This is a genomic window from Kocuria sp. CPCC 205263 (genome assembly GCF_040981075.1).
Lineage (GTDB): Bacteria > Actinomycetota > Actinomycetes > Actinomycetales > Micrococcaceae > Kocuria > Kocuria rosea.
This window is the reverse complement of sequence record NZ_JAVKPV010000003.1, coordinates 451,522-472,443: the sequence shown is the minus strand read 5'-3', so window position 1 is coordinate 472,443 and position 20,922 is coordinate 451,522. Positions and strand designations below refer to the sequence as shown.

The window sequence follows — 20,922 nt, the reverse complement described above, 5'->3', positions numbered from 1 at the left end:
GTCCCGGAGACCCGGGGACGCACGCTCGAGGCCCTCGAGGAGGACGTCTCGACCGGCGCGATCTACACGGTCAAGGCGAAATCGTCCCAGGGATAGTGCATTCTCCAATGGCCCTTCTGGGGCAACCACCGGCCGCAAGTAAGGGGCCGGTGTTGGTGGTGAACCGACCGGAGGAACGGAACCGGCGCACATCTCCGACCTCGTCCCTGGTCTTCTCTGTCAGGATCGTGCTTGTGCACTGCTACACCATCAAACGGGCGCCGGTGGCTGGGAGGCTCTCGGCGATCCGCTGCGCGAGGTGGTTGAGCAACTGGCCACCACCGGCGCCTTCCCCGGTGAGCACCGAACGCAGTCGCATGGGCGGTGCGGTCCCACGCGCTATACATATGGCCGGCTACCGGCCACTTTCCACGAGGGTGATGTTGCAGTAGGGGTTTCTCCGCGTGCATCGATGGTTGACGCAGAACATGCTGGCCTTCGCCGAAGCGCTGCGGGGCAGAGGGCGGGATTGCGGGTGTCGAACCTCGGTGGGGGGAGATGTGGACACCCACACCCCGATGGGATTGGGAGCGGATGTGTGGGGATGACAGTGGCGCAGCTCCGAGGTTCGGTGCTGCGCCACTGCTTTCGTTCTTGATGGTGTCCTACACGTCCTGGCGGGCGCGGTTGATGATCTTGGACCGGACGGTCAGCGCCAGCACGATGAACAGCAGGCCGTAGAGCACCAGCGGGATGGGCCCGGTCACGAAGATCGAGTAGTCGCCGTTGGAGGACAGCAGGGCATCTCGCAGGCTGGTCTCGGCCAGCGGGCCCAGCACCATGCCGATCAGCAGGGGGGCCACCGGCACGCCGTGGCGGCGCATGATGAAGCCCAGCACGCCCAGTCCGAGCAGCAGCAGCAGGTCGAAGACCGCCCCGGAGGTGGCGTAGATGCCGAGTCCGCAGAACACGGTGATCCCCGCGTACAGGTACTGGCTGGGGATCAGCAGCAGCTTGGCCCACAGCTGGGCGAAGGGCAGGTTGATGACCAGCAGCACGACCATCGCGATGAAGAAGCTGGCCAGCAGCGCCCACACGAGCTCGGGGGCCCGGTCGAAGAGCAGCGGGCCCGGCTGCAGGCCGTACTGCTGGAAGGCGGCGAGCATGATCGCCGCGGTCGCGGAGACCGGCAGGCCGAGGGCGAGCAGTGCGCCCATAGCGGTGCCGGTGGTGGCGTTGCCGGCCGCCTCGGGGGCGGCCAGGCCGCGGATCGCGCCCTTGCCGAACGTGGGGTTGGCGCGGCGGCGGTCGATGCGGCGCTCGAGGTCGTAGGACATGAACGTCGGCACCTCGGCCCCGCCCACCGGGATCACGCCGAAGGGCAGGCCGATCGCGGTGCCGCGCGCCCACGCCGGAGCGGCCTCCTTGAACTCCGCGCGGGAGAGGAAGGGACGCCCGGTGACCTTCATCTCGTGGGCCACGGGGTCGCGGCGGATCCGGGAGGCCACGTGCAGGACCTCGCCCAGGGCGAGGACCGCGACGGACACGGTCACCAGGGAGATCCCGTCGAAGAGGTTCTGGGAGCCGTAGGTGAAGCGTTCCGAGCCGGAGATCGCGTCGATGCCCACGGTGGCGATGCCCAGGCCCAGCACCAGGGACACCAGGCCCTTGACCGCGGAGTCGGAGACCACCGAGGACGTGGCCACGAAGGCGAACAGTGCCAGCGCGAAGAACTCGGCCGGGCCGAAGTTCGCGGAGAAGTCCGCCAGGGCCGGGGCCAGGAAGACCACGACCACGGAGGCGACCATGCCGCCGATGAAGGCGCCGATCGCCGCGGTGGCCAGGGCTTGCGGGGCTCGGCCGTCCTTGGCCATCTTGTGGCCCTCGAACGTCGAGGCGATCGCGGAGCCCTGGCCCGGGGTGTTCATCAGGATGGCCATCGTCGAGTCGCCGAACAGACCGCCGAAGTAGACGCCGGCGAAGAGGATGAACGCCGCGGTGGGGTCCAGGGCGAAGGTCATGGGCAGGAGCAGGGCCACGGCCATGGAGGAGCCCAGGCCCGGCAGCACGCCCACGGCGGTGCCGAGCAGACAGCCCACCACCACCCACAGCAGGTTCATGGGGGTCAGCGCCCCGGCGAACCCGTCCATCAACAGGTTGAGTGCGTCCATGTCAGAAACCGCCTCCCAGGATGCCGGATGGGAGGTTCAGGCCCAGGCCGACGGTGAATGCCAGGTAGATCGCGCTGGACAGGCCCAGGGCGAGTGAGATGTCGAACAGGGCCCGGCGGCTGCCGAAGCCACGGGCCACGGCCCAGAACAGCAGGGCGGCGGCCAGGATCCAGCCCAGCACCTCGAGGGTCAGCGCGAACGCCAGGAACCCGCCCATGGTCCAAATCACCGCGGACCAGTCCGAGTAGGTGCGCCAGGTGCGCGCCGAGAGCTCCTCGGGGTGTTCTGGGGTGCGCAGGTAGTGGAGGGTGAGCAGGACGGCCAGGACGTAGCCGGCGACCACGAGGATCAGCGGATAGAACGTGGGACCGGGGAAGTCGGTGCCCTCGGGCACCTCCATGGTGAGGATCCCGATCAGCAGATAGGTGCTGAAGGCGGCCATCACCGCGGGCACCACGAGGCCGCTGCGCCCGCTCCACCAGGACGTCGCCGTCCCGGGTTGGGGTCGGGCCCGGGTGTCGGTCAGGTGCTCCCCTGCGGCGCCGGTGTGCGAGGACGTGGGGGTGCTCATCAGGAAATCTCCTCTACCAGTGCGGCGATGCGCTCCTGCTCCGCGGCCATGAACTCGTCGAATTCCTCGCCGGCGAGGTACACCTCGGTCCACTTGTTGCGCTCGATGGCTTCCTGCCACTCGGGGGTGGCGATGGACTCCTCGACCAGGGCCCGCAGCTCGGCGAACTCCTCGTCGGTGATCCCCGGGGGGGCCACCATGGCCCGCCAGTTCGCCAGGTCCACGGCGTAGCCCAGCTCGGTGAGGGTCGGGATCTCGACGCCCTCGAGCCGCTGCGGGGCTGCCATGCCCAGGGCCTTCAGCCGCCCGGCCTCGATCTGGTCGGCCACGTCCATGTACCCGGAGGTCGCCGCGTCCGCGGTGCCCGTGATCAGGGCCTGAGTGGCCTCACCGCCACCGGAGTTGGGGATGTAGGTGGTCTTGTCGGGCTCGACGCCGGCCGCCAGGGCGAGCTCGGTCATCACGAGCTGGTCGAAGGTACCGCCACCGGTCCAGGCGACCTCGGCCGGGTTCGCCCGCCACGCCTCGACGAGCTCGTCGATCGTCTCGTGCGGGGAGTCGGCCGGGACCACGACGACGTCGTACTCCTCAACGATCCGGGCGATTGGGCGCACGTCGTCGTGCGTGACGGCCGAGTCCAGCTGCGCGACACCGGCGACCAGCCCCGCACCCGTGACCATCAAGGTGTTCGCCTGGCCCTCCATGGTGGAAAGCTCGCTCAGACCGATGGTCCCGGCCGCGCCGGGGATGTTGACCACCGTGGAGTTGTTGACGATGTTGTTGGTCCGCATGGCTTGCTGTTGCTCCCGCATGAAGGTGTCCCACCCGCCACCGGCACCGGCCGGGGCGATCAGGGTCATGTTGGCGCGGATGTCCGAGCCACCGGAGGCCGATTGGAAGGAAAAGAAGACGGCCAAGCCGATCACGACGGAGACCACGACGCCGTAGACCGCCATGACGATGGGGTGCTTGCGGCCGGTTCTGGACCGGGTCTGCTCTGGTGGTGAACTCACGGGATCAACTGTCCTTGGTCGAGGATGGGGAACGTCGAGAATGGGCAGTACTGAGCTCTGAGCGAGCCGCCCACCCGAGCCTAAGTGATACCCATCACGTGCCGATCCTTGGCCGATCTTTTGTGCGTAATGATCGTTGTGCAGGTTCTGCGCATTCTGCTCACGCCACGAGAGATGCGCGTCACAGGTTCGGCCGTAGGGTGGACCTCGCTCTGTCCGTCCATCACACCCACCGCGGAGGCTCCCATGACCGTCGTCGTTGCCCGAACCAGCACCCCCGAGGGCGAGGCCGCCCTGGCGGCCGCGGTCGAGGAGGCCCGACGCCGCCAGGAGGACCTGCTGGTCTTCAACCTCGGGGGCACCCAGCTCGACCCCGAGACCGGGGAGCTCGACGGCGTGCCCGTCACCTTCCGCACCCCCGACACCCGCAACCGGGACGCCGTGGGCGAGCTCCTCGACGCCGCAGAGCAGGTGAACGCCTCCGCCGTGGTGATCGGCGTGAAGCACCGCAGCCCCGTGGGCAAGCTGCTGCTCGGCAGCGCCGCCCAGCAGGTGCTCCTCGAGGCCAACGCCCCGGTGATCGCGGTCAAGCCCCGGCGCTCCTGAGGCATGGCCCGGGGAATCCGTGCTGCTCGGCCCGGGGCGTGGCTCTGGTTTCTGGTGGTCAGCGCCGCCCTGACACGCAGGGCCCAGCCGACGTTGACATCCTTACTGCGACGCCAGGGGTATGAAACCCCGGCATGCACGTTTCGTGCCCTGGCGTTGCCCTAGGTGTAAGTGGGCATGACGTTATTGGCGCGGGCCGGGGTTCGTGAGGCCGGGGGCTGATCGCCGCAGGCGGTATGCGGCCGATAAAAATTGAAGTGGTTCACCCACACCCCGATCGCCTCCCGTCGGGCCTGCTCACTGGCGTAGGGGCGGACGTAGAGGACCTCCTCGGCCAGCAGCCGGTTATACCGCTCCACCTTGCCGTTGTGGCGGGGCGTGTAGGGCTTGATGCGCTGGTGCCGGCCGGCCAGAGAGGTGACGGTGCGGGTGAAGTCCTTGGCCCGGTAGTTGGCGTCGTTGTCGGTGACGACCCGGTGCAGCCGGGTGATGCCGTGGGCGGCGAAGAACGCCCGGGCTCGGCTGAAGAACCCGATCGTGGTCACCGCCTTCTCGTCCTCGAGGGCCTCGGTGTAGGCCAGTCTCGAGAAGCCGTCCACGGCCGAGTGCAGGTAGGTGTAGCCGACCTTCGCTCCGGTCCCGCGCTTGGCCTGCTTGGCCACAGCGCTGCCACGGCTGTGAGCCCGCCACCCGCCGCCGTCGGGGATCCGTCCGACCTTCTTCACATCGAGATGGATCATGTGTCCGGGCCACGCTGCACGGATCCGTCGCGGCGGGCGGCGCAGGTCGTCCCCGTCCGGGGTGAGGTCGCGCGGGCGGGAGATCCCCAGGCGGGCCAGCCACCGTCCCACGGTGCGCAGGTGCCGTTCGTGCCCGAGACCGCGCAGGTGGCGGTGGATGCGCCTGGCCGACCATTTCCGTTCCCGGCGCAAGGTCTCGATCGACTCGACGACCGCCGCCGGGGTGCGTTGAGGGCTGCGCCGCGGCGTCGAGGGACGATCGGCCAGTCCGGCCTCGCCGGCTGCGAGGTAGCGGGCCACCCAGGTGGCCACCGTCGGTCGGCTGACCTTGAACTCTGCGGCAACGTGGGCCTTGGGGATCCCGTCCTCGAGGTGGCGGCGGACCATGCGCAGCCGGCCGGTCGGGGTCAGGGGTGCGTTAATGTGGGTCATGAACGGGCTCTTTCGTGCGGGCGGACGGTGTAGGAACTTCCATCCTGTGGCGGGGAGCCCGTTCCTCATCTCACCGACGCACCCGTGCCAAGAACCTCATGCCCCGCAACACCTAGGGGTGGCCTTGCAGGCGTTCCTCGCTCGGAGGCCCGGGGTGCAAACCCAGCCTTCGAACGGGCCCATCGGGTGATGGACGCCGGGGCAAAATGGGTCGGTCCCGCCTGCTTTACATATGGCCGGCTATCGGTCGCTGCGCCACGGGGTTCTCGTATCTGGTGGCGCTGCGTCCTGTCGGACCTGTGGGCGTCGAGGGTGCGGTCTAGGGCGGGAGTTGATCAGGTCCTGCTCAACCCCAGGGTCCTCGGGCGCCAGGGGCGGGGATTGCTGATGTGGGCCCTCGCCGGTGTCAGGGTCCCGGGGCCGTCCGGAGCACGGTTCACTGCGGCGCCTGTTCCAGGTGGCGGTCGAAGAAGTCGCACATGCGTGCCCCGACGAGTGTCCGGGCCCATGGTTCGCAGTGATGGTTGGCCCCGTCCTCCCGCCTGAACCGTGCGAGCTCCTTCTCACAGGTCAGCGCGTCGTAGAGTTGCTGCGGCTGTCCCGGGAAGAACTCCTCGTCGTCAGGGTCGCACACCAGCATCGGGGTGGTGATGGAGGCGGCGACCTCATCGAGACGGTACCGGCTGACCGCGGTGAACAGGTCGAAGGCGGAGGTGAACTGGCCGTAGGGGCGTGCGCGGAACCGGAAGGTGCGTTCCTGCACCGGATCCGCTGGGCCTGAGGCCATGTAGTGGTCGAAGGTGTCACGGTCACCGGCAGCGAGGAGCTGGAGCATCGGCTCGGGCAGGTTCGCGTTCCAGGCGCGTGAGACGTCCCAGACGCCGCCGTCAACGGCGGCGGCGACGAATCGGTGCTCGAAGGCCAGTGCGCGTGGCAACCAGTACCCGCCCTGACTGATCCCGGAGGCCACCAGGCGGCGCCCGTCCACATCCTCGCGTTCGAGAAGGGCGTCGACCACCGGGGTGAGGACGTGCTCCCAGTCATGGCGGAAGGGCACACCACGTTCGAAGAGCATGGACTGCTGGCCGGGACCGTCGTAGACGAAGACGTTCCAGCCCCGAGCCAAGCCGGCTACGATGCCCTCTGCCCACAGTCCCGACAGCGAACCGTCACTGCCGTTGGTGATCACCAGTGTGGTGCGGGCGATGCCGGTCGCATCGGGGCGGAACAGGTAACCCGGCAGATTGGCGTCCTCGTAGGGCACCGGCACGGCCAAATGCTGTCCGCGGGAGTGGTGGAGGAAAGCGTCCCAGCATCGCCGGTGGGCCTGGAAGGTCGGCAGGAGCGCGCTGTCGTCGTCCATGCCAGCAATGAACGCCAGCGCGCGGGAGTAGCACTCGGCGGCGCCGAGAAGAAACCACCCAGCGCTCAGTGGGTGACCGGCCGCGCTGCTGGTGGTGGCCTGTCGTTCCAGTTGCTGGCCCGTGCGGACCCATTCCTGGAACCAGCTCCGGGGGTCTCCGTCGGTGATCCGGCCCAGGGTGGCGAGAACCATGCCGAGGTCCATCACCCCCTGGGTCGCCTTGCCCACCGCGAAGCGGGCGGCACCATGGAAGTCGTCCTCGGTGAAGAACCGCCCGCCCTCGGACAACGGCGAGCCGGGGACAGGGGGGGTCTGTGCTGTGGTGTCCAAGGTTGTGGAACCTGCTTTCGACGGTGTGCCGGTCGGGGCGCATCGGTGGATGCGCCGAACATCGAGGGTGTCAGCCGGGCGAGAGGACGCATCGGATGAGTCATCGGCTTCTGGGTACGAGGTCCGGCCGGACCGGCCTCGCTTTCCGCACAGATCGGCCCCCGCGCAGCGCTAGTTGGCTGTTCGCAGGGGCAGATGCAGGGTGGAGGTGTCGAAGACCGTGTTCACCGATGGCTCTCCGATGTCGAGGTGGGTGAAGCCCAAGGCGGCGGGCGCGCTGTCAGGGGCGGTGTCCGAAGTGCCGACGGTGAGCTGGAGGCGATGTCCGCGGGGAACATGCCGTGCGTTGGGAACGAGGGGGATCCGGTAGGTCTCGATTTCACCCGGCGGGATCGTGGTGGCTCGGGTGCAGGGCAGGACCGGTCTGCCGGGCCGGCTCGCTCGTGCGTCTACCGTCCGCAGGCTCGCGCGCAGCCAGCCGGCAGTGACCAGGTGCGCTCGGCCGGTGGCGTCGATGTCCTGCCAAGCGATGATCCAGCTCGTGTCCGTTCCGGTGATGGCCGCGTGCAGTTCGAGTTCGATGTTGCCCGCGATCTCCAGGTCTTCTACGAGCGGTGTAGTGCTCCACTGGAGGCAGGCTGGCAGAGAGGGGGGATGGGTTGCCTTGGCGCGCGTCATGAGTTGGCCGTGGACGAGGTAACGGCGAGTTCCCAGCGCCTGCCGATCCGGGTCGATGGCCAGGGCACCGTTGCTGGTGAGATGGAAAGCAGTCAGGGTGCTCTCCGGCGGCGGCCACTGGTCAGCCGTGTGCCACTGCGGAGCACCGGGCATGCGATATCTGATCGGCGGGCCGGTGAGGATGCCCGTGTCATGATCCTTGAGCCAGTGGTCGAACCACGCCAGCGCCTCAATGTGCAGGCTCTCCCAGGGCCAGCCCAATCCTCCCGGAGCGAGGACGGTCATGCGCACGGGTGGACGCACGTCCTCAGGGATGTCCTGCAGCCGGGCCCACGTATCGAAGGTGGAGGGCAGGTGGACGGGGACATTATCCCAGTCGCACCCCAGATACACCGGGATCCGTATCCGTTCCAGCAGGTCGGTGAGGTCGCGCTGTGCCCAAAAGGTGTCGCGCACAGGGTGGGTGACGGTGAAGTCTTCCCAAATTTGGTCCCACGGCTCGTGCGGATAACTGCCACGAATGAATTTCTGGATAGTGGCCAAGGCGGACTCACCGTTGAGGTGCGCCAACCGGGCATGCACTCGTGGTCGCGCGAGGATTTCCCGTAGACCCTTCACCAGCGGACCCCGCAGCAACTCGTCGCTGCGGGTGGCGGCGATGCCGACTGCCGTGATCCACCCCTCGATGAACCGGTGGTTCAACACCCCACCCGGATACACGAGGTCGTACAGGTTGGAGGAGACAGCAACGGGAAAAATCGCCCGCAGATGCGGAGGACGCGTCACAGCCGCAGCGAGCTGGGCCATCGCAAAGTAGCTGATGCCGATCACGCCCACATCACCACTGGACCACGGCTGGGCGGCAGCCCATTCAATGACGGCATGCAGATCCTGACGCTCCGTCTCATCAAAAAGCGTCCACTGCCCACCCGACCCGTTCGTACCGCGAACGTTCACGATGACATGAACATACCCACGAGGAACGAAAAATTCCGTCTGGCCGGCCTCGATGAAACCCATCGGCGCCCCGACGTTCTGAATCTGACGTGGGTACGGGGAGGCGGCCACTAGGACAGGAAACGGCCCGTCGGCGTCCGGACGATGCACATCGGCTAGGAGTTCCACTCCGTCAGCCACCGCAATGGGTACATTACGCTCCGTGAGCGTCCGGTACCTGGCCTCGGAGAGATTTTCATAGGTGCGCCCACTGGTCTGGGGCCCGTTCAGCCGTCGTTGCCCCTCACCGAGGCCGGACGCCGCCACAGCTTCCATAGGAGTTCCCCTCCAGAACAGTAATGCTCGCAGGCTAAGTCCCAGCCCCACCGCGCGACAAGGACGCCCCTGGTTGTGACCCACCTCCGACCGACGCCTACACCGCACCTGCGCGGTGGCAACTCCCGAACTGGTGACCCGCCCCCACGCCTTTCCGGGCAACCTCAGCGGCTACCCACCAGCGACCCGGAAAGGTGTTGCGCTCAGTGCATGCAGTGCGACCACAGCCCTAAAGGACAACGAACCAATTGCCGGTGGAACTGTGAAAGTAGATACACAAAGGACTGAGCACACCCCGATATGCATAAAACCTACTGCCAGCCACTTTCGATCAGAAGGGACAGTCACAACAACGGTTTAAAAGGCGTTTCCATGATTAGTGGTGATTTACCGCCGGCATGCGATCGGCGACGGCGACGGCAGGCTTGCCCCATCAGGTCGACCACAGACGGTGGGCGAGTCGATGGGCGGCCACCGCGTGCAGCCCCGGGTAGCTCAGCAGCTTCGCACCGGTGCCTTGTTCGGCGGGGTCGGCGGCGGCGATCGCGCGGACATCTGCCAGGATACTGGGGCGGGTGAGGGCGGCCATGGCCGCACCCTAGAAGACATCCAGCCGAGGTGGCGCACCACCCGATTTACATATGGCTCCCTAGGGGACGTTTATTTGAAGTTTCAAGGACACTGAGGGCGACGGGGCTGGCAGTCGTCGGCGCAGAGCATTCTTCGTTCTCCGACTCGACCTCAACGCGTTAGCTGCTGTACCTGGGGCCCGCAAAAAGGGGGCTGCGCTCCCGCCGTGGAAGCTCTTGCCGTCAGCGATGAAGGGTTGGGCCGCTCCCGCGGTGGCCTGAGCACCAAAGTTCACCTCGCCACGGACGGGCGTGGACTGCCGATGAGCGTGGTGCTGACCGGCGGGCAGGCCGGGGACAATCCCCAATTGCTTCCGGTGCTCGATGGTATCCGCGTGCCCCGAGGTGGTCCCGGCCGGCCACAAACTCGGCCGCAGGCCGTGGTGGCGGACAAGGCGTACTCCCATCCCTCCACGCGGCCGGAGATGCGTCGACGGAAGGTGCGTTTCGTCAGTCCTGAACGACTCGACCAGGCCACGCACCGGATCGATAAGGGTGCTCGCGGTGGGCGCCCGCCGGACATTTACGAGCTCCTCTACCGGGCGCGCAATGTGGTCGAGCGGTGCTTCAACCGGCTCAAGCAGTTCCGCGATCTCGCCACCCGATACGCCAAACGTGCCGCCTACTACCGGGCCGAACTCTTGCTCGCGGCCACGGTCCTGTGGCTCCGGTGACCGCATCGGTCAGCGGGTGGTGGTGTCAACTTCGACGTCGAACTTCAGTGTGGGCGGCTGGCCTTGGCCGATGCCTCGGTAGATGACCTTTCCGGTGGGGGTGTAGCCGCGGGACCATGCCTCATCGATCGCCAGCTCCCGTTCCTTGGGGAAGGGGGCGCCGTGGGTGACGAGCTCGTCGAAACGGTGGGCACGGTCGCGCTCAGCATCGAGTTCAACCCGTAACAGGGCCATGGCGCAGTGCTCCTAGGATCGTGCGGGCCCCGGCGAGGAAAAGCTCCTTCTCCGAGTCGTGATCCTCTAGGTGCTCTTGGTCGGTGAAGGTGGGATACAGCTGGGCGTTGACTGCCAGGGGGGCCTGTGCTCGGGCGGGCAGGTCCGGGTCGTGGTGCTGGTGCCAGGTCGCCTCCGTGAGGCAGGCGCCGATCACATAGTTGGCCAGCAGATGGGTAGCGACGGTCAGTCCGTGGTCGGCCAAACCGCCGCGGACCAGCGCCGCTTGGAGGCAAGCGGTGCGGGCGACCACGTTGGGTCCCTGGACCGGGCGACCGATCAGGGTCGGTGACCAGGGGTGGCGCAGCATGGCTGCTCGCCAGCTCAGCAATAGCTCCTCAACCTCTTGGGTGAAGTCCGGGCCGGGTTCTGGGACGCGGACCTCACCGAAGACGTGGTCGAAGGCCAGGTCCAGGACGTCCTCCTTCGAGGAAACGTGCCAGTAGAGGGCCGTGGCCGTGACCTCCAGGCGCTGGGCCAAGGACCGCATGGTCAGCCCCTCGATGCCGCTTTCGTCCAGGATCGCCACAGCTACTTCCACGATCTGTACGCGCGATAACGGGGAGGCCCGGGCCACCCGCTCAGAGGGCTGACGCAACCAGACACTCCCGCCGCGGTGCGCACGGGCTCCTCGACGGCGAGCAGGAGCGGCTTCCATAGTTACTCCCCGCTTGGGTTAACAACGTTAAATTGACTGTACGCCGTTAAGGAAAGGTGGGGAAGAGTAGTTACCTTCCCTCTGCCATCGGGTCGTCGGGGTGAACCTCTCGATTCGCAGGACAGGCCCTAGTCGAAGTGTGTGGTGATGGATGTACTGGCGCGGAACAGGCTGAAGACGGTGGTCATGGCGGCGAGGACGAGCACCAGACCGGCACGGGGGTGCGGAAAAGGTCCGTGCGGGCAGGTGACGGTACGGGTGTTATCCAGGCCGCTGACAATCAGTCAGGTAACGAAGACTTCGAAGCCGGCGCAGAGCAGGATTGACAGCAGTGGTCCGGCCGTTTCGCCATCGACGATCCCGCGCAGCACCGAGGTAGACATGCCGAGGAGTCGCATCGGGCTTAGATCGCGTCTGCGGTGGAGGATGGTCGTGCCTGGGGCGCGGCCCGGATAGATCCGAACGAGGGTCACCGTCACGAAGGTGCCCGGGATCGGTGGTACCGAGGCCTGTGGGCGCGAACTTGATGACCGTGTGCAGGACCGGGCTGTGCTCGGACATGACGGTCCCTGTCGTTCAGGCGTCGAAATCGGTGCTTCGGCTGAGGGACTCCCAGCTGTCGACCTCGCTGCGCAGCGTGTCGAGTGCGGCTCGGAAAGCGTCGGAGGCGTCGTTGCCGAGCAGCAGCATGTAGGGCACCTTGTCGGACTCGACGGCGGTGATGAGTGCGGCGGCGGCTTTCGCGGGGTCGCCCATCTGGGTGCCGTGCACGGTGTCGTGCTCCTTGCGGCGCCGTCCCGCGGTCTGGGCGTAGTCGGCGATCGGTTCCGCCGACTGCGTCAGGGACCGGTCGGCGAAGTCGGTGCGGAACGCGCCGGGTTCGATGACCATCACGTTGATCCCGAGCGGGACGACTTCTTTGCGCAGTGACAATGTCAGCGCCTCGATCGCGGCCTTGACGGCCGCGTAGTACCCGGAGCCCTCCGGGCAGATCCGCGCGCCGATCGAGGAGAGGTTCACGATTGTGCCGGACCGGCGGGCCCGCATTCCCGGCAGGACCGCTTTGATAGTGCGTACGGTGCCGAACACGTGCGTGTCGAAGAGCTGGTGGACGGGTCCGTCCTCGCCTTCTTCGACGGCGGCCCGGTAGCCGTAGCCGGCGTTGTTGACGAGGACGTCGACAGCGCCGAAGCGTGCCTCTGCCGCGGCCACGGCGGCGGTGACCTGCGCGTCGTCGGTGACGTCGAGCGGGACGGCAAGTGCGGTGTCGGGGTGGGCGTCAGCGAGATCCTGGACCTTGGCCACGTCGCGGGCGGTGACGACTGCGTTGTCGCCGTGGGCGAGGACGGCTTCGGCGAAGGCGCGACCGAGTCCGGACGAGCAACCGGTGATAAGCCAGGTGGCCATGGACGTTCCCTTCATAGGGGCAGTGGTGCGTGGAAACAGGCTAAAGGACCGGATCATGACGTGCCCAGGGCCTGCAACCTCTCGCGTAGTCGTCGGGGACGGGACTGCCGCACCATCCGGTGACGTCTCATCGCGCTTCAGCCCCCTTTCGCTTACATATGGCTCGCCCCGGACCTGCCGGTGCTGGTCGTTGCTGCAACGAGAGTTGTCGTGAGCTGCCCGGGAAGACCCCGGTGCAGCAGCTGTTTCCCCTCGTGGGCACGGGGTGTTCGAATTACTGGGTGGTGGTGATCGGAACGCGGAGGACACCCCCGTGTGGATATGAGCTGGTCAAGTCCTTCGTCGTCCCATTGGAGGTACTCGGCCAGCCGCTCACCGGAGGCGTCGCGCATCACGGCACGGTCCTTATCGCGGACCGCTTTCCGCATGGTGGGTTCACTCATGGCCGGACAGCAGCTCTCTGGCGGAGCGCACCAGGGCAGGCAGGGGTCGTGGCATTAGGGCCTGCCTTGGGGTCGCCGCCTCGCCCTCATGGTCGCGCACACGCAGTCAGGGCCCGCACTCGGTGCTGAGCGCGGGCCCTGGCGGGGTTGCTGCGGTGGCTAGGGGCCGTGCTGGTCGTGCCGGGGCTCGGTACCGTCTTCCCTGACTCTGATCCGGTCGGCCTCGTGCGGGTCGAAGAACGACTCCTATGCCTCGTCGGTGGTCTCGTTGACCCCTTCGTCGTCGGAGTCCTCCTCCGCCTCCCGCACCTCGTCGCGGATCTCGACGTCATCACTGGGCATGTCCGCGGCCGCGTCTGCCCCGTCGTTGCGCCCGTCCATGTCCGCCCCTTCAGCCGTCCTGGCCGATATCGGCCGGCCGCGGAGGATCGGCGTGGTTGTAGGCGTTCGTCGCGGCGGGCTGAGCGGTCACCGGGCCGAGGGCCTCGTCGTCCACACGGTCATAGTTGCGGTCGGTGCTGGCGGTCAGCGAGTCCTCATCGAGGATGCTGAGGTGTTCCTGCTGCACCTCGGCATTGGCCTCACCGAGGTCATCGGGTTGCTGGGTCATCGTCCGGGTCCTTCCTGCTCGGCAGTGGTGCCCCGATCCTAAGGTGCGCAGCCACCCTCTCGTTAGGTGTCCACGGAGGTCAGGGCGAAACCGGGCCGGGGTCCTTTTGCGGGGAATCCCCGCACTCGGTGGCGGGCTTGGTGGCCGCGCCAACAAGGGGGTCACCATCGGGGAGACCGGCCGTTTGGATCCGAGCCGGCACTGGAGGCCTGAGCGGATGACGCTGGCGTGGTGGACGGACTACAGCGTGGTGGAGCGGTTCTGCTGGACGAATGCCACCTCCGTGTTGGTCACGGTCGGCGTCACGGCGGAGTCGGGAGCGATCAGGCGTTGCCGGGGTGCGGCAACTGGCCCACCGCCGTTCAGCCGGCGAGTGGGTCCAGGGCCTCAAGACCGGTCATGCCCAGGCAGGCGGCCGCGGCGTTGAGCGCCGCGACCTGGTGGGCGACAAGCTCGGCAGCGCCAGCGTCACGGTTGGCGAGCCGGTAGCCGATGGGGCGGGCCGGGCTGAGGGTGCCGGGCACATGCGCACGGACCGGTCTCGGCGCCACCTCCAGCACGACCTCCCCGAGCTCGAGGTGCATGGTGAGGGCATCCAGGTGCTGCAGCGCGTCACGGAAGTCTTCGAAGACGAGAAGGGAGGAGACGGTGGCCAGGTGGCCGGCCGGGCCCGTGCCGATCAGGGGCTTCACGTGGAAGCCCGGGTCCAGCAACAGCGCAGCGCACATGCCGCGAGTCTAGGACCGCAGGTGCGGTAGACCGCCCTGTTACGGCAGTGATTGGAAGGCGTTCTCGGACCTCCAGCCCCGGTGAGGGCGCAGACGGGGGGGACGCCACGTCCAGGCGGTACACGGCGGCGTTGAGAGCTGCGATCTGGGGGCCCACCTTGGAGCTGCAGTCCGGGGCGCCCGATGATCCTCTGCCCTGAGGCGACCTCAGGGGCCATCCCCGCCATGTACAAGATCGTCAACTCCCAGGCCGCCTCAGCAATGGCGGCGGCCTCGAGGATCTCCAGGTGCGCCTCGGTGGCGGCGCGGTCCGCGAAGACCAGCAGGGAGCCCACCCGACACCTGATCGGATCGGCGGGGCTCAGCCCTCGCAGTCGGTGCAGTAGCTGGCCCCGTTCTTCTGGTGGGCCAGCTGGGAGCGGTGCCGGACCAGGAAGCAGGAGGCGCAGGTGAACTCGTCGACCTGTTCCGGGATGACGGCCACGGTGAGCTCTTCGTGGGAGAGGTCGGCGCCGGGCAGGTCGATGCCCTCGGCGGTGTCGAAGTCCTCGGCGTCGATGACCGCGGTCTGGGTGGTGGCGCTGCGCTGGGCCTGGATTGCTTCCAGGGACTCGTTGGCCGGCTCGTCCTCGGGCCGGGTGCGCGGGGCGTCGTAATCGGTGGCCATGATGTGGGGCGTGCTCCTTTGAGCGTGAAGAGATCTCGGCATCGACCACAACTGAGGCGGGAGCCTCCCTATTCCAGTGAACTGGGGATGGGGCGCGGGGCCTCCCAGATATGTTGACACATCAAGTTACTGTGGTGTATGAAATAGACTAAAGTTTAGGCGCAGCTCAAAGAAGGTAGTCCGATGGCAGTCACGCTGATCACCGTCACCACAGGTACTGGCGGGCTTGCAGCCGCGGTGACCACCGCCGGACTGTGCATGTCGGTCGGGTCAGGTGGCGTGCCGGAGCCTGCATTGATCGCCATCCTGGTGGCCGCGGTGGTGGTGCTGGCCATCGGGTTCGTGTCGAACTTTGAGCACCAGTCGCGCCTGTGGGCTGACCAGATGGAAGCGGAACTACAGGCCCGCCGGCACGGGTTGCAGCCGTCGAGGGCAGTCCCGGCACCATCGCTGCCGGTGCGCTCGAGCCAGAGCTAGTTGCGTGCGGCCACCGAACCCCTTCGGGGCAAATCCCGGGCAGCAGCACCTTACATAGATCCCAGCTAATGGCAGGCATGGGTCTTGCGGCTACTGCATGTCATGGATTGTCCTGAGCGGTCGATGCCGCAGCGGCCTGGGGTGGAGGACCTGGTGGACCCCATCACTGCCGGGGTACGCAGCTCCATGACCTACGCCGGGGCCACGACCTTGGAGCAGTTCGCGGCTCGTGCGGTGGTCGGCATCCAGTCCGCCTCCGGCTACGAAGAAGGCCGAGCCCGGGCGGTCAGCTGGTCCTGACCAGCCCCAGCCTCCGACACACTGGAGGCTTCACCGACTCATTGAGGGGCCGTCGACCCCTCTGTTGTCCCCCTCGTTCCGGTTCTCGATGATCGTCCATGGGGCAGGTAAGAAGGCATCGGATGGTTCGACGGATGACAAAATCAAGGACGTCACGCACCTGAGGACCCCAGAGGGCACCCCACACGACAGGAGCACCACCATGACCCACCACCAGCAGAGCCCCGAGGAAATGTGGGCTCAAGCGAAATGGGCTGCCCTCAACCCCGAGTTCCAGGCGGCCATCGAGCAGGCTCTCCTCGATGGCCCCTGGATGCAAGTGCGCTCTGAAGCTCTCCTCGAGGCAATAGCGGCCGCCCAGCGCGCCGGTAAGGACCCGAACCACTACGGTTCCCCGCAAGCACTCGTAGAGGCATACGGGCTGGAGTGGCCCACTGAGCCGGAATCGCCCACCGATGGACAGGGTGTCAACGGCGAGTAAAAGCTGATCTCGGAACTGCCGCACGATCAGGTGACGTTGACTTACACCTGGTCTCATAACTCGGTTGCCGGGTTCAGACGGCGGAGGTTGATGAGGGTGACCGCAAGCAGCAGCAACGGGAGCAAGGTCGCCTCGGTGCGGTCGTAGCGGAGGCCGAGTCGCTTGAAGCGCAGGACCCAAGAGATGGTGCGCTCCACCACCCAGCGGTGCCGACCGAGGTGGTTCTTGTCCTCGATCCCACGTCGGGCGATGCGGACCTTGATCCCTCGGCGGTGCAGGTAACGCCGGCACCTGGGGTAGTCATAACCCTTGTCCGCGTGCAGCTTCTGCGGTCGGCGCCGTGGCCGACCCGGATGTCCTCGCCGACCGCGCACACCAGGGTTGGTGTCCAGAAGTGTTCCGAAGAGCCGACTGTCGTGGACGTTGGCCGCCGAGGCGAGTACGTGCAGGGGCAAGCCGTTGCGGTCGGTGAGCAGGTGGTACTTCGTCCCCGGTTTCCCGCGGTCAGTGGGGTTCGGACCGGTCAGCTCGCCCCCCCCTTTGGCCCGTACGGACACCGAGTCGATGCTGGCCCCGGACCAGTCGAGGATTTCCTCCTCGGAGAGCTCCTCGAGCACTGCTCGGTGGAGCTGCTCCCACACTCCGGCCTGCTGCCAGTGGTGCAGCCGGCGCCAGGCGGTGTGCCCCGAACCGCAGCCCAGTTCCACGGGCAGATCCCGCCACCGGCATCCGGTGTGGAGCACGAATAGGATCCCCTCCAGGGCCGCCCGGTCATCGATCCGTGGCCGCCCACAAGGGCCTCGCGCCGGGGCTGGAGGCGGTAGAAGCGGGGCGATCGGCTCCCACAGCCGGTCATCGACCATCCACTGGTACTTCCTCGTGGCCATGCAGGCATGGTCGGCGGGACTGTAAGAACAACGGTGTGTGAGGGTCCGGCCTGATCCGAAAGGAGACGGCCGTGTCAGAGTCCACGACCGAGATGACTGGCATGATGATCGATCCCGTGACGGGAGAGATCATCGATCAGAAGGACCTCGCTGAGCGGCTGCTTGCCCAGGCGAAGGAGCAAGGCGTGAGCCTGGTCGGGCCCGGCGGGCTGCTGAACCAGCTGACGAAGAACGTGCTGGAAACCGCCCTGGAAGCCGAGCTGACCGAGCACCTGGGTCACGACCACGGGCAGACTCCGATCGCGGCCAACATGCGCAACGGCACGAGGTCGAAGACGGTGCTGACCGAGATCGGCCCGGTCGAGATCGAGGTGCCCCGGGACCGGGATGGGTCCTTCGAGCCGGTGATCGTGCCCAAGCGCAAGCGGCGTCTGGACGGGATCGACCAGATCGTCCTCTCGCTGTCGGCCCGCGGCCTGACGACCGGGGAGATCGCGGCGCATTTCGAGGAGGTCTACGGGGCGAAGGTCTCCAAGGACACCATCAGTCGGATCACCGAGAAGGTCGCCGGCGAGCTGGCCGAGTGGTCTTCGCGGCCGCTGGATCCGCTCTACCCGGTGCTCTTCGTCGATGCGATTGTGGTGAAGGTCCGCGACGGGCAGGTGCGCAACACGCCGTTCTACGTCGTCATGGGCGTGACCGTGAACGGTGAACGCGACATCCTCGGGATCTGGGCCGGTGACGGTGCCGAGGGCGCCCGGTTCTGGCTGCAGGTCTTCTCCGAGCTGAAGAACCGGGGCGTCGAGGACGTGCTCATCGCCGTCTGCGACGGGCTCAAGGGCCTGCCGGAGGCGATCAGCACCACCTGGACGCAGACGGTGGTTCAGCAGTGCATCGTGCACCTGATCCGCAACTCCTTCCGCTACGCCGGCCGCCAGCACCGTGACGGGATCGTCAAGGCGCTCAAGCCGGTCTACACCGCGCCTTCAGAACAAGCGGCGAAGGACCGGTTCGCCGAGTTCACGGCCGAGTGGGGCCAGCGGTATCCGGCGATCGTGCAGCTGTGGGAGTCCTCCTGGGCGGAGTTCGTGCCCTTCCTGGAGTACGACGTCGAGATTCGCCGGGTGATCTGCACGACGAACGCGATCGAGTCGATCAACGCCCGCTACCGGAGGGCGGTGCGGGCGCGCGGGCACTTCCCGAACGAGGCTGCTGCGCTGAAGTGCCTCTACCTCGTCACCAGGTCTCTTGATCCGACCGGCGGCGGTAGAGCACGCTGGGTGATGAGGTGGAAGCCGGCGCTGAACGCGTTCGCGATCACCTTCGCCGGACGGTTTGAGAGAACCGCTCACTGATGAAAACCGCCGGGCCCCACACACCGTTTATCGGACAGTCCCTGGTCGGCCACTCGAAGGGAAGCGGGCAACAACCGATCAGGTTTTGAGACCAGGAGTAAGTTGTGCTGCCCTTGCCGGTCCTGATGCGGAGGACGTGTGCATGTCTTCTCCCAGTGAAGTGGCGCTAGGTGGTGCTGTTCCAGTGTTCCCAACTGTGCTGAGTTGTGAGGAGATGGAGCTGGTCCGAGGATGACCCCGGTGGTTGACTGGACATCACACGGAACGGCACCGGAGCTGTTGGAGGCACGGACGATGGCCAGTGACGATTTCCAGGTTTTCGTGGACGCGGCGGAGGTTTACGAAGCGCAGTTCGTGCCGGCCCTGTTCGGGCGCTGGGCCCCGCACCTCGTGCGGGCCGCCGGTGTCCGGCCGGGGCAGTCGGTCCTCGACGTCGCCTGCGGGACCGGTGTGGTGGCACGGGAGGCGGCGCGCCTCCTGCAGGGACGCGGACGCGTCGTGGGGCTCGACGTCAACGCCGGCATGCTCGCCGTCGCGCGGCGTGTCTCCCCCGACCTCGAGTGGGTCCAGGCGGACGCCCTCGCCCTGCCGTTCCCGGACCGCTCCTTCGACGTGGTGCTGTGCCAGGCCGGGCTGATGTTCGTCGCGGAACCGGGCCGCGCATTGCGGGAAATGGCGCGCGTGGTGGTCCCTGAGGGGACGGTGGCCGTACAGGTCTGGGACGAGCTCCGGGCGCAGACCGCCTGGGCACCGTTCTACGAGGTCGTCGCCCGCCACGCGGGCCCGGCAGCGGTCGACGTGATCAGTACGTACTGGCGGCTGGGCGACCTCACCGAGCTGACCGAGGGACTCGTCGCCGCCGGCCTGCGGGTCGTCGACACGCTGACCCGCACGGACACCGCCGCCTTCCCATCCGTCGAGGAGTTCGTCGCGACCGAGGTCGATGGCACCCCGCTGCGACAGCGCCTTTCGGGCGAGGCCTACACCCGGATCTTCGAGGACACGAGGGAGGCCCTCCAGCCCTTCCGGACCGCCAACGGACGCCTGGAACTGCCGATGCGGGGGCACATCATCACCGCCCGCACGGAGCGGGACCCCGGCTGAGGGACCCGTATCCGCGGCGCCATCCCTGTGGTCCGGGTCGGCCGGAGAAAGGCCTCGGACACCGCACGGGAACTCCGGCCCCGGGGTGATCGCCTGCTAGACGCTCCTGCTTTACATATGGCTCGTTAGAGGCAGGCCGCCAGGCGAGGTCATCGGAATGATGTCGGCCGTGAGGCCAGCATCGGCCACATTTCGTGCGGACCATGGTGCCTTCAAGGATGCTGTGTGGGCGCAGGTGTTCCGGTGCTTTCGGGTAGCGCCCGACGGGGGAGATCATTTAGGGCCCTCTCGGGTGCTGATGAGGTTCCGGGGCGGGAGAATGGGAGGTGATGGGACCTTCTGTCGCCCGCACGTTATTGCTCACCGCCGCGCTGCTGCTCGGCGGGGGCCCGGCTCCGGGGTGGCTTCTCGGCCGCAGTGGCGTGGGGGCGTTGGGGCTGGTTCTTCTCGGCGTCCTGGTCATCGCTGTGGTCGTGGCCGCAGTCATCGTGGTGGTCATCTGGCGGGCCATCCGCCGCGACTGACCAGCGCTCCGGCCGAGGGAACGCATCACGGATCTGGTCCTACCTGTCCACCGGGGTTCCGGAGGAGGGATGCAGGGATTCCACGGACCGTCGGGGCCCTCAGCCGGTACGGGCCGGCCAGGATGCCCCCCCGATGCGGTAGGGGACGCTAGTCAAGGAAACCTTCAGCACTTCGTGGGCAAGCGTTGCCGGTATGAGGTTCCTTCGCGACCGTTGGTCAGCGCATAGCCAGAAGCCCCTGCATCGGGCAGAGGCTTTGGGGTACCACAGGGGTGGGCTACCCGCACTCGTCGTAATGGTCCTCGTGCTCCGAATGCCGGTGGAAGTCGTGGAGATAGTCCACGTGGTCGCCGTGCTCGACGGTGTTGTGTCCGCAGTTCTCCCCGCGGGTGTGCTCCGCCTTGGTGTGCTCTGCTTGCTTGTCGTGGTCAGCCATGATGATGCCCTTGATCGTCAGGGCCCAAGGCAGGCCCGTCCATCCAGTGCAGCATCGGTCCCGGGCACTTAGCAATACCTCGCCCCGGCGCATCAGCGCACGAGCCGGCCCCGC

General features: G+C 67.2%; 23 protein-coding genes and 1 pseudogene. 8 read left to right on the top strand and 16 right to left on the bottom strand.

Going from position 1 to position 20,922, the window contains the following annotated elements:
- Positions 1-644: 644 nt before the first annotated feature.
- Genes RF647_RS07035 through RF647_RS07025 form a run of 3 tightly spaced genes read right to left on the bottom strand, consistent with a single transcriptional unit; the run spans position 645 to position 3,734 of the window.
- Entirely contained in the window at positions 645-2,150 is a 1,506-nt protein-coding gene (locus RF647_RS07035; protein WP_368811116.1) for a tripartite tricarboxylate transporter permease, read from the bottom strand.
- 1 nt (position 2,151) lies between these two features.
- Positions 2,152-2,721, bottom strand: coding sequence for a tripartite tricarboxylate transporter TctB family protein (locus RF647_RS07030; RefSeq protein WP_368811115.1), 570 nt, complete (start codon positions 2,719-2,721; stop codon positions 2,152-2,154).
- Entirely contained in the window at positions 2,721-3,734 is a 1,014-nt protein-coding gene (locus tag RF647_RS07025) for a tripartite tricarboxylate transporter substrate binding protein (protein ID WP_368811113.1), read from the bottom strand. The genes RF647_RS07030 and RF647_RS07025 overlap by 1 nt, the downstream gene beginning before the upstream one ends.
- Positions 3,735-3,980: 246 nt before the next feature.
- On the opposite strand from RF647_RS07025, the gene RF647_RS07020 reads away from it, so the two are divergent.
- Positions 3,981-4,340: a universal stress protein gene (locus RF647_RS07020; RefSeq protein WP_368811112.1), complete on the top strand. Its 360-nt coding sequence runs from the start codon at positions 3,981-3,983 to the stop codon at positions 4,338-4,340.
- 161 nt (positions 4,341-4,501) lie between these two features.
- Here the strand turns inward: RF647_RS07020 and RF647_RS07015 are convergent, their stop codons facing one another.
- The 4 genes from RF647_RS07015 to RF647_RS07000 all read right to left on the bottom strand — a co-directional run bounded on the left by RF647_RS07015 (position 4,502) and on the right by RF647_RS07000 (position 9,744).
- Complete coding sequence (locus tag RF647_RS07015) at positions 4,502-5,512, bottom strand: IS481 family transposase (protein ID WP_368811111.1); 1,011 nt, start codon at positions 5,510-5,512, stop codon at positions 4,502-4,504.
- Between the two features lie 436 nt (positions 5,513-5,948).
- Positions 5,949-7,205, bottom strand: a complete 1,257-nt coding sequence (locus RF647_RS07010; protein WP_368811110.1) for an alpha/beta hydrolase family protein — start codon at positions 7,203-7,205, stop codon at positions 5,949-5,951.
- Positions 7,206-7,376: 171 nt separating this feature from the next.
- Positions 7,377-9,155: a CocE/NonD family hydrolase gene (locus RF647_RS07005; RefSeq protein WP_368811109.1), complete on the bottom strand. Its 1,779-nt coding sequence runs from the start codon at positions 9,153-9,155 to the stop codon at positions 7,377-7,379.
- Positions 9,156-9,588: 433 nt separating this feature from the next.
- Positions 9,589-9,744, bottom strand: coding sequence for a hypothetical protein (locus RF647_RS07000; protein ID WP_368811108.1), 156 nt, complete (start codon positions 9,742-9,744; stop codon positions 9,589-9,591).
- Positions 9,745-9,951: 207 nt separating this feature from the next.
- Between RF647_RS07000 and RF647_RS06995 the strand changes: the two genes are divergently transcribed.
- Complete coding sequence (locus tag RF647_RS06995; protein WP_368811107.1) at positions 9,952-10,458, top strand: IS5 family transposase; 507 nt, start codon at positions 9,952-9,954, stop codon at positions 10,456-10,458.
- 9 nt (positions 10,459-10,467) lie between these two features.
- Here RF647_RS06995 and RF647_RS06990 read toward each other — a convergent pair whose 3' ends face one another.
- The 7 genes from RF647_RS06990 to RF647_RS06960 form a co-directional block, all read right to left on the bottom strand.
- Positions 10,468-10,692, bottom strand: coding sequence for a hypothetical protein (locus RF647_RS06990; RefSeq protein WP_368811106.1), 225 nt, complete (start codon positions 10,690-10,692; stop codon positions 10,468-10,470).
- The gene (locus tag RF647_RS06985; RefSeq protein ID WP_368811105.1) at positions 10,673-11,389 is read right to left on the bottom strand and encodes a TetR/AcrR family transcriptional regulator; all 717 of its coding nucleotides are present in this window, start codon (positions 11,387-11,389) and stop codon (positions 10,673-10,675) included. Before RF647_RS06985 ends, RF647_RS06990 begins: the two co-directional genes overlap by 20 nt.
- A 576-nt stretch (positions 11,390-11,965) precedes the next feature.
- Positions 11,966-12,796, bottom strand: coding sequence for an oxidoreductase (locus RF647_RS06980; RefSeq protein ID WP_368811104.1), 831 nt, complete (start codon positions 12,794-12,796; stop codon positions 11,966-11,968).
- A 689-nt stretch (positions 12,797-13,485) separates the two neighbouring features.
- Positions 13,486-13,620, bottom strand: a complete 135-nt coding sequence (locus RF647_RS06975) for a hypothetical protein (protein ID WP_368811103.1) — start codon at positions 13,618-13,620, stop codon at positions 13,486-13,488.
- A 10-nt stretch (positions 13,621-13,630) separates the two neighbouring features.
- The gene (locus tag RF647_RS06970; protein WP_368811102.1) at positions 13,631-13,849 is read right to left on the bottom strand and encodes a hypothetical protein; all 219 of its coding nucleotides are present in this window, start codon (positions 13,847-13,849) and stop codon (positions 13,631-13,633) included.
- 362 nt (positions 13,850-14,211) lie between these two features.
- Positions 14,212-14,577, bottom strand: a complete 366-nt coding sequence (locus RF647_RS06965; protein ID WP_368811101.1) for a hypothetical protein — start codon at positions 14,575-14,577, stop codon at positions 14,212-14,214.
- A 361-nt stretch (positions 14,578-14,938) separates the two neighbouring features.
- The gene (locus tag RF647_RS06960) at positions 14,939-15,244 is read right to left on the bottom strand and encodes a DUF4193 domain-containing protein (RefSeq protein ID WP_368811100.1); all 306 of its coding nucleotides are present in this window, start codon (positions 15,242-15,244) and stop codon (positions 14,939-14,941) included.
- Positions 15,245-15,427: 183 nt separating this feature from the next.
- Between RF647_RS06960 and RF647_RS06955 the strand changes: the two genes are divergently transcribed.
- The 3 genes and pseudogenes from RF647_RS06955 (at position 15,428) to RF647_RS06945 (ending at position 16,502) form a co-directional block, all read left to right on the top strand.
- Complete coding sequence (locus tag RF647_RS06955) at positions 15,428-15,721, top strand: hypothetical protein (RefSeq protein WP_368811099.1); 294 nt, start codon at positions 15,428-15,430, stop codon at positions 15,719-15,721.
- 126 nt (positions 15,722-15,847) lie between these two features.
- Positions 15,848-16,021 (top strand): annotated as a pseudogene (locus tag RF647_RS06950) (GuaB1 family IMP dehydrogenase-related protein); the annotation flags it as partial.
- 202 nt (positions 16,022-16,223) lie between these two features.
- The gene (locus RF647_RS06945) at positions 16,224-16,502 is read left to right on the top strand and encodes a hypothetical protein (RefSeq protein ID WP_368811098.1); all 279 of its coding nucleotides are present in this window, start codon (positions 16,224-16,226) and stop codon (positions 16,500-16,502) included.
- Between the two features lie 53 nt (positions 16,503-16,555).
- Here RF647_RS06945 and RF647_RS06940 read toward each other — a convergent pair whose 3' ends face one another.
- Complete coding sequence (locus tag RF647_RS06940) at positions 16,556-17,389, bottom strand: IS5 family transposase (protein ID WP_368811097.1); 834 nt, start codon at positions 17,387-17,389, stop codon at positions 16,556-16,558.
- 101 nt (positions 17,390-17,490) lie between these two features.
- Here RF647_RS06940 and RF647_RS06935 point away from each other — a divergent pair, with 101 nt between their 5' ends.
- The 3 genes from RF647_RS06935 (at position 17,491) to RF647_RS06925 (ending at position 20,372) form a co-directional block, all read left to right on the top strand.
- The gene (locus RF647_RS06935) at positions 17,491-18,744 is read left to right on the top strand and encodes an IS256 family transposase (protein WP_368811129.1); all 1,254 of its coding nucleotides are present in this window, start codon (positions 17,491-17,493) and stop codon (positions 18,742-18,744) included.
- A gap of 294 nt (positions 18,745-19,038) precedes the next feature.
- Entirely contained in the window at positions 19,039-19,848 is an 810-nt protein-coding gene (locus RF647_RS06930) for a methyltransferase domain-containing protein (protein ID WP_368811096.1), read from the top strand.
- Positions 19,849-20,177: 329 nt separating this feature from the next.
- The gene (locus RF647_RS06925; protein ID WP_368811095.1) at positions 20,178-20,372 is read left to right on the top strand and encodes a hypothetical protein; all 195 of its coding nucleotides are present in this window, start codon (positions 20,178-20,180) and stop codon (positions 20,370-20,372) included.
- 277 nt (positions 20,373-20,649) lie between these two features.
- Here the strand turns inward: RF647_RS06925 and RF647_RS06920 are convergent, their stop codons facing one another.
- The gene (locus RF647_RS06920) at positions 20,650-20,808 is read right to left on the bottom strand and encodes a zinc transporter permease (protein ID WP_368811094.1); all 159 of its coding nucleotides are present in this window, start codon (positions 20,806-20,808) and stop codon (positions 20,650-20,652) included.
- Between the last annotated feature and the right edge of the window lie 114 nt (positions 20,809-20,922).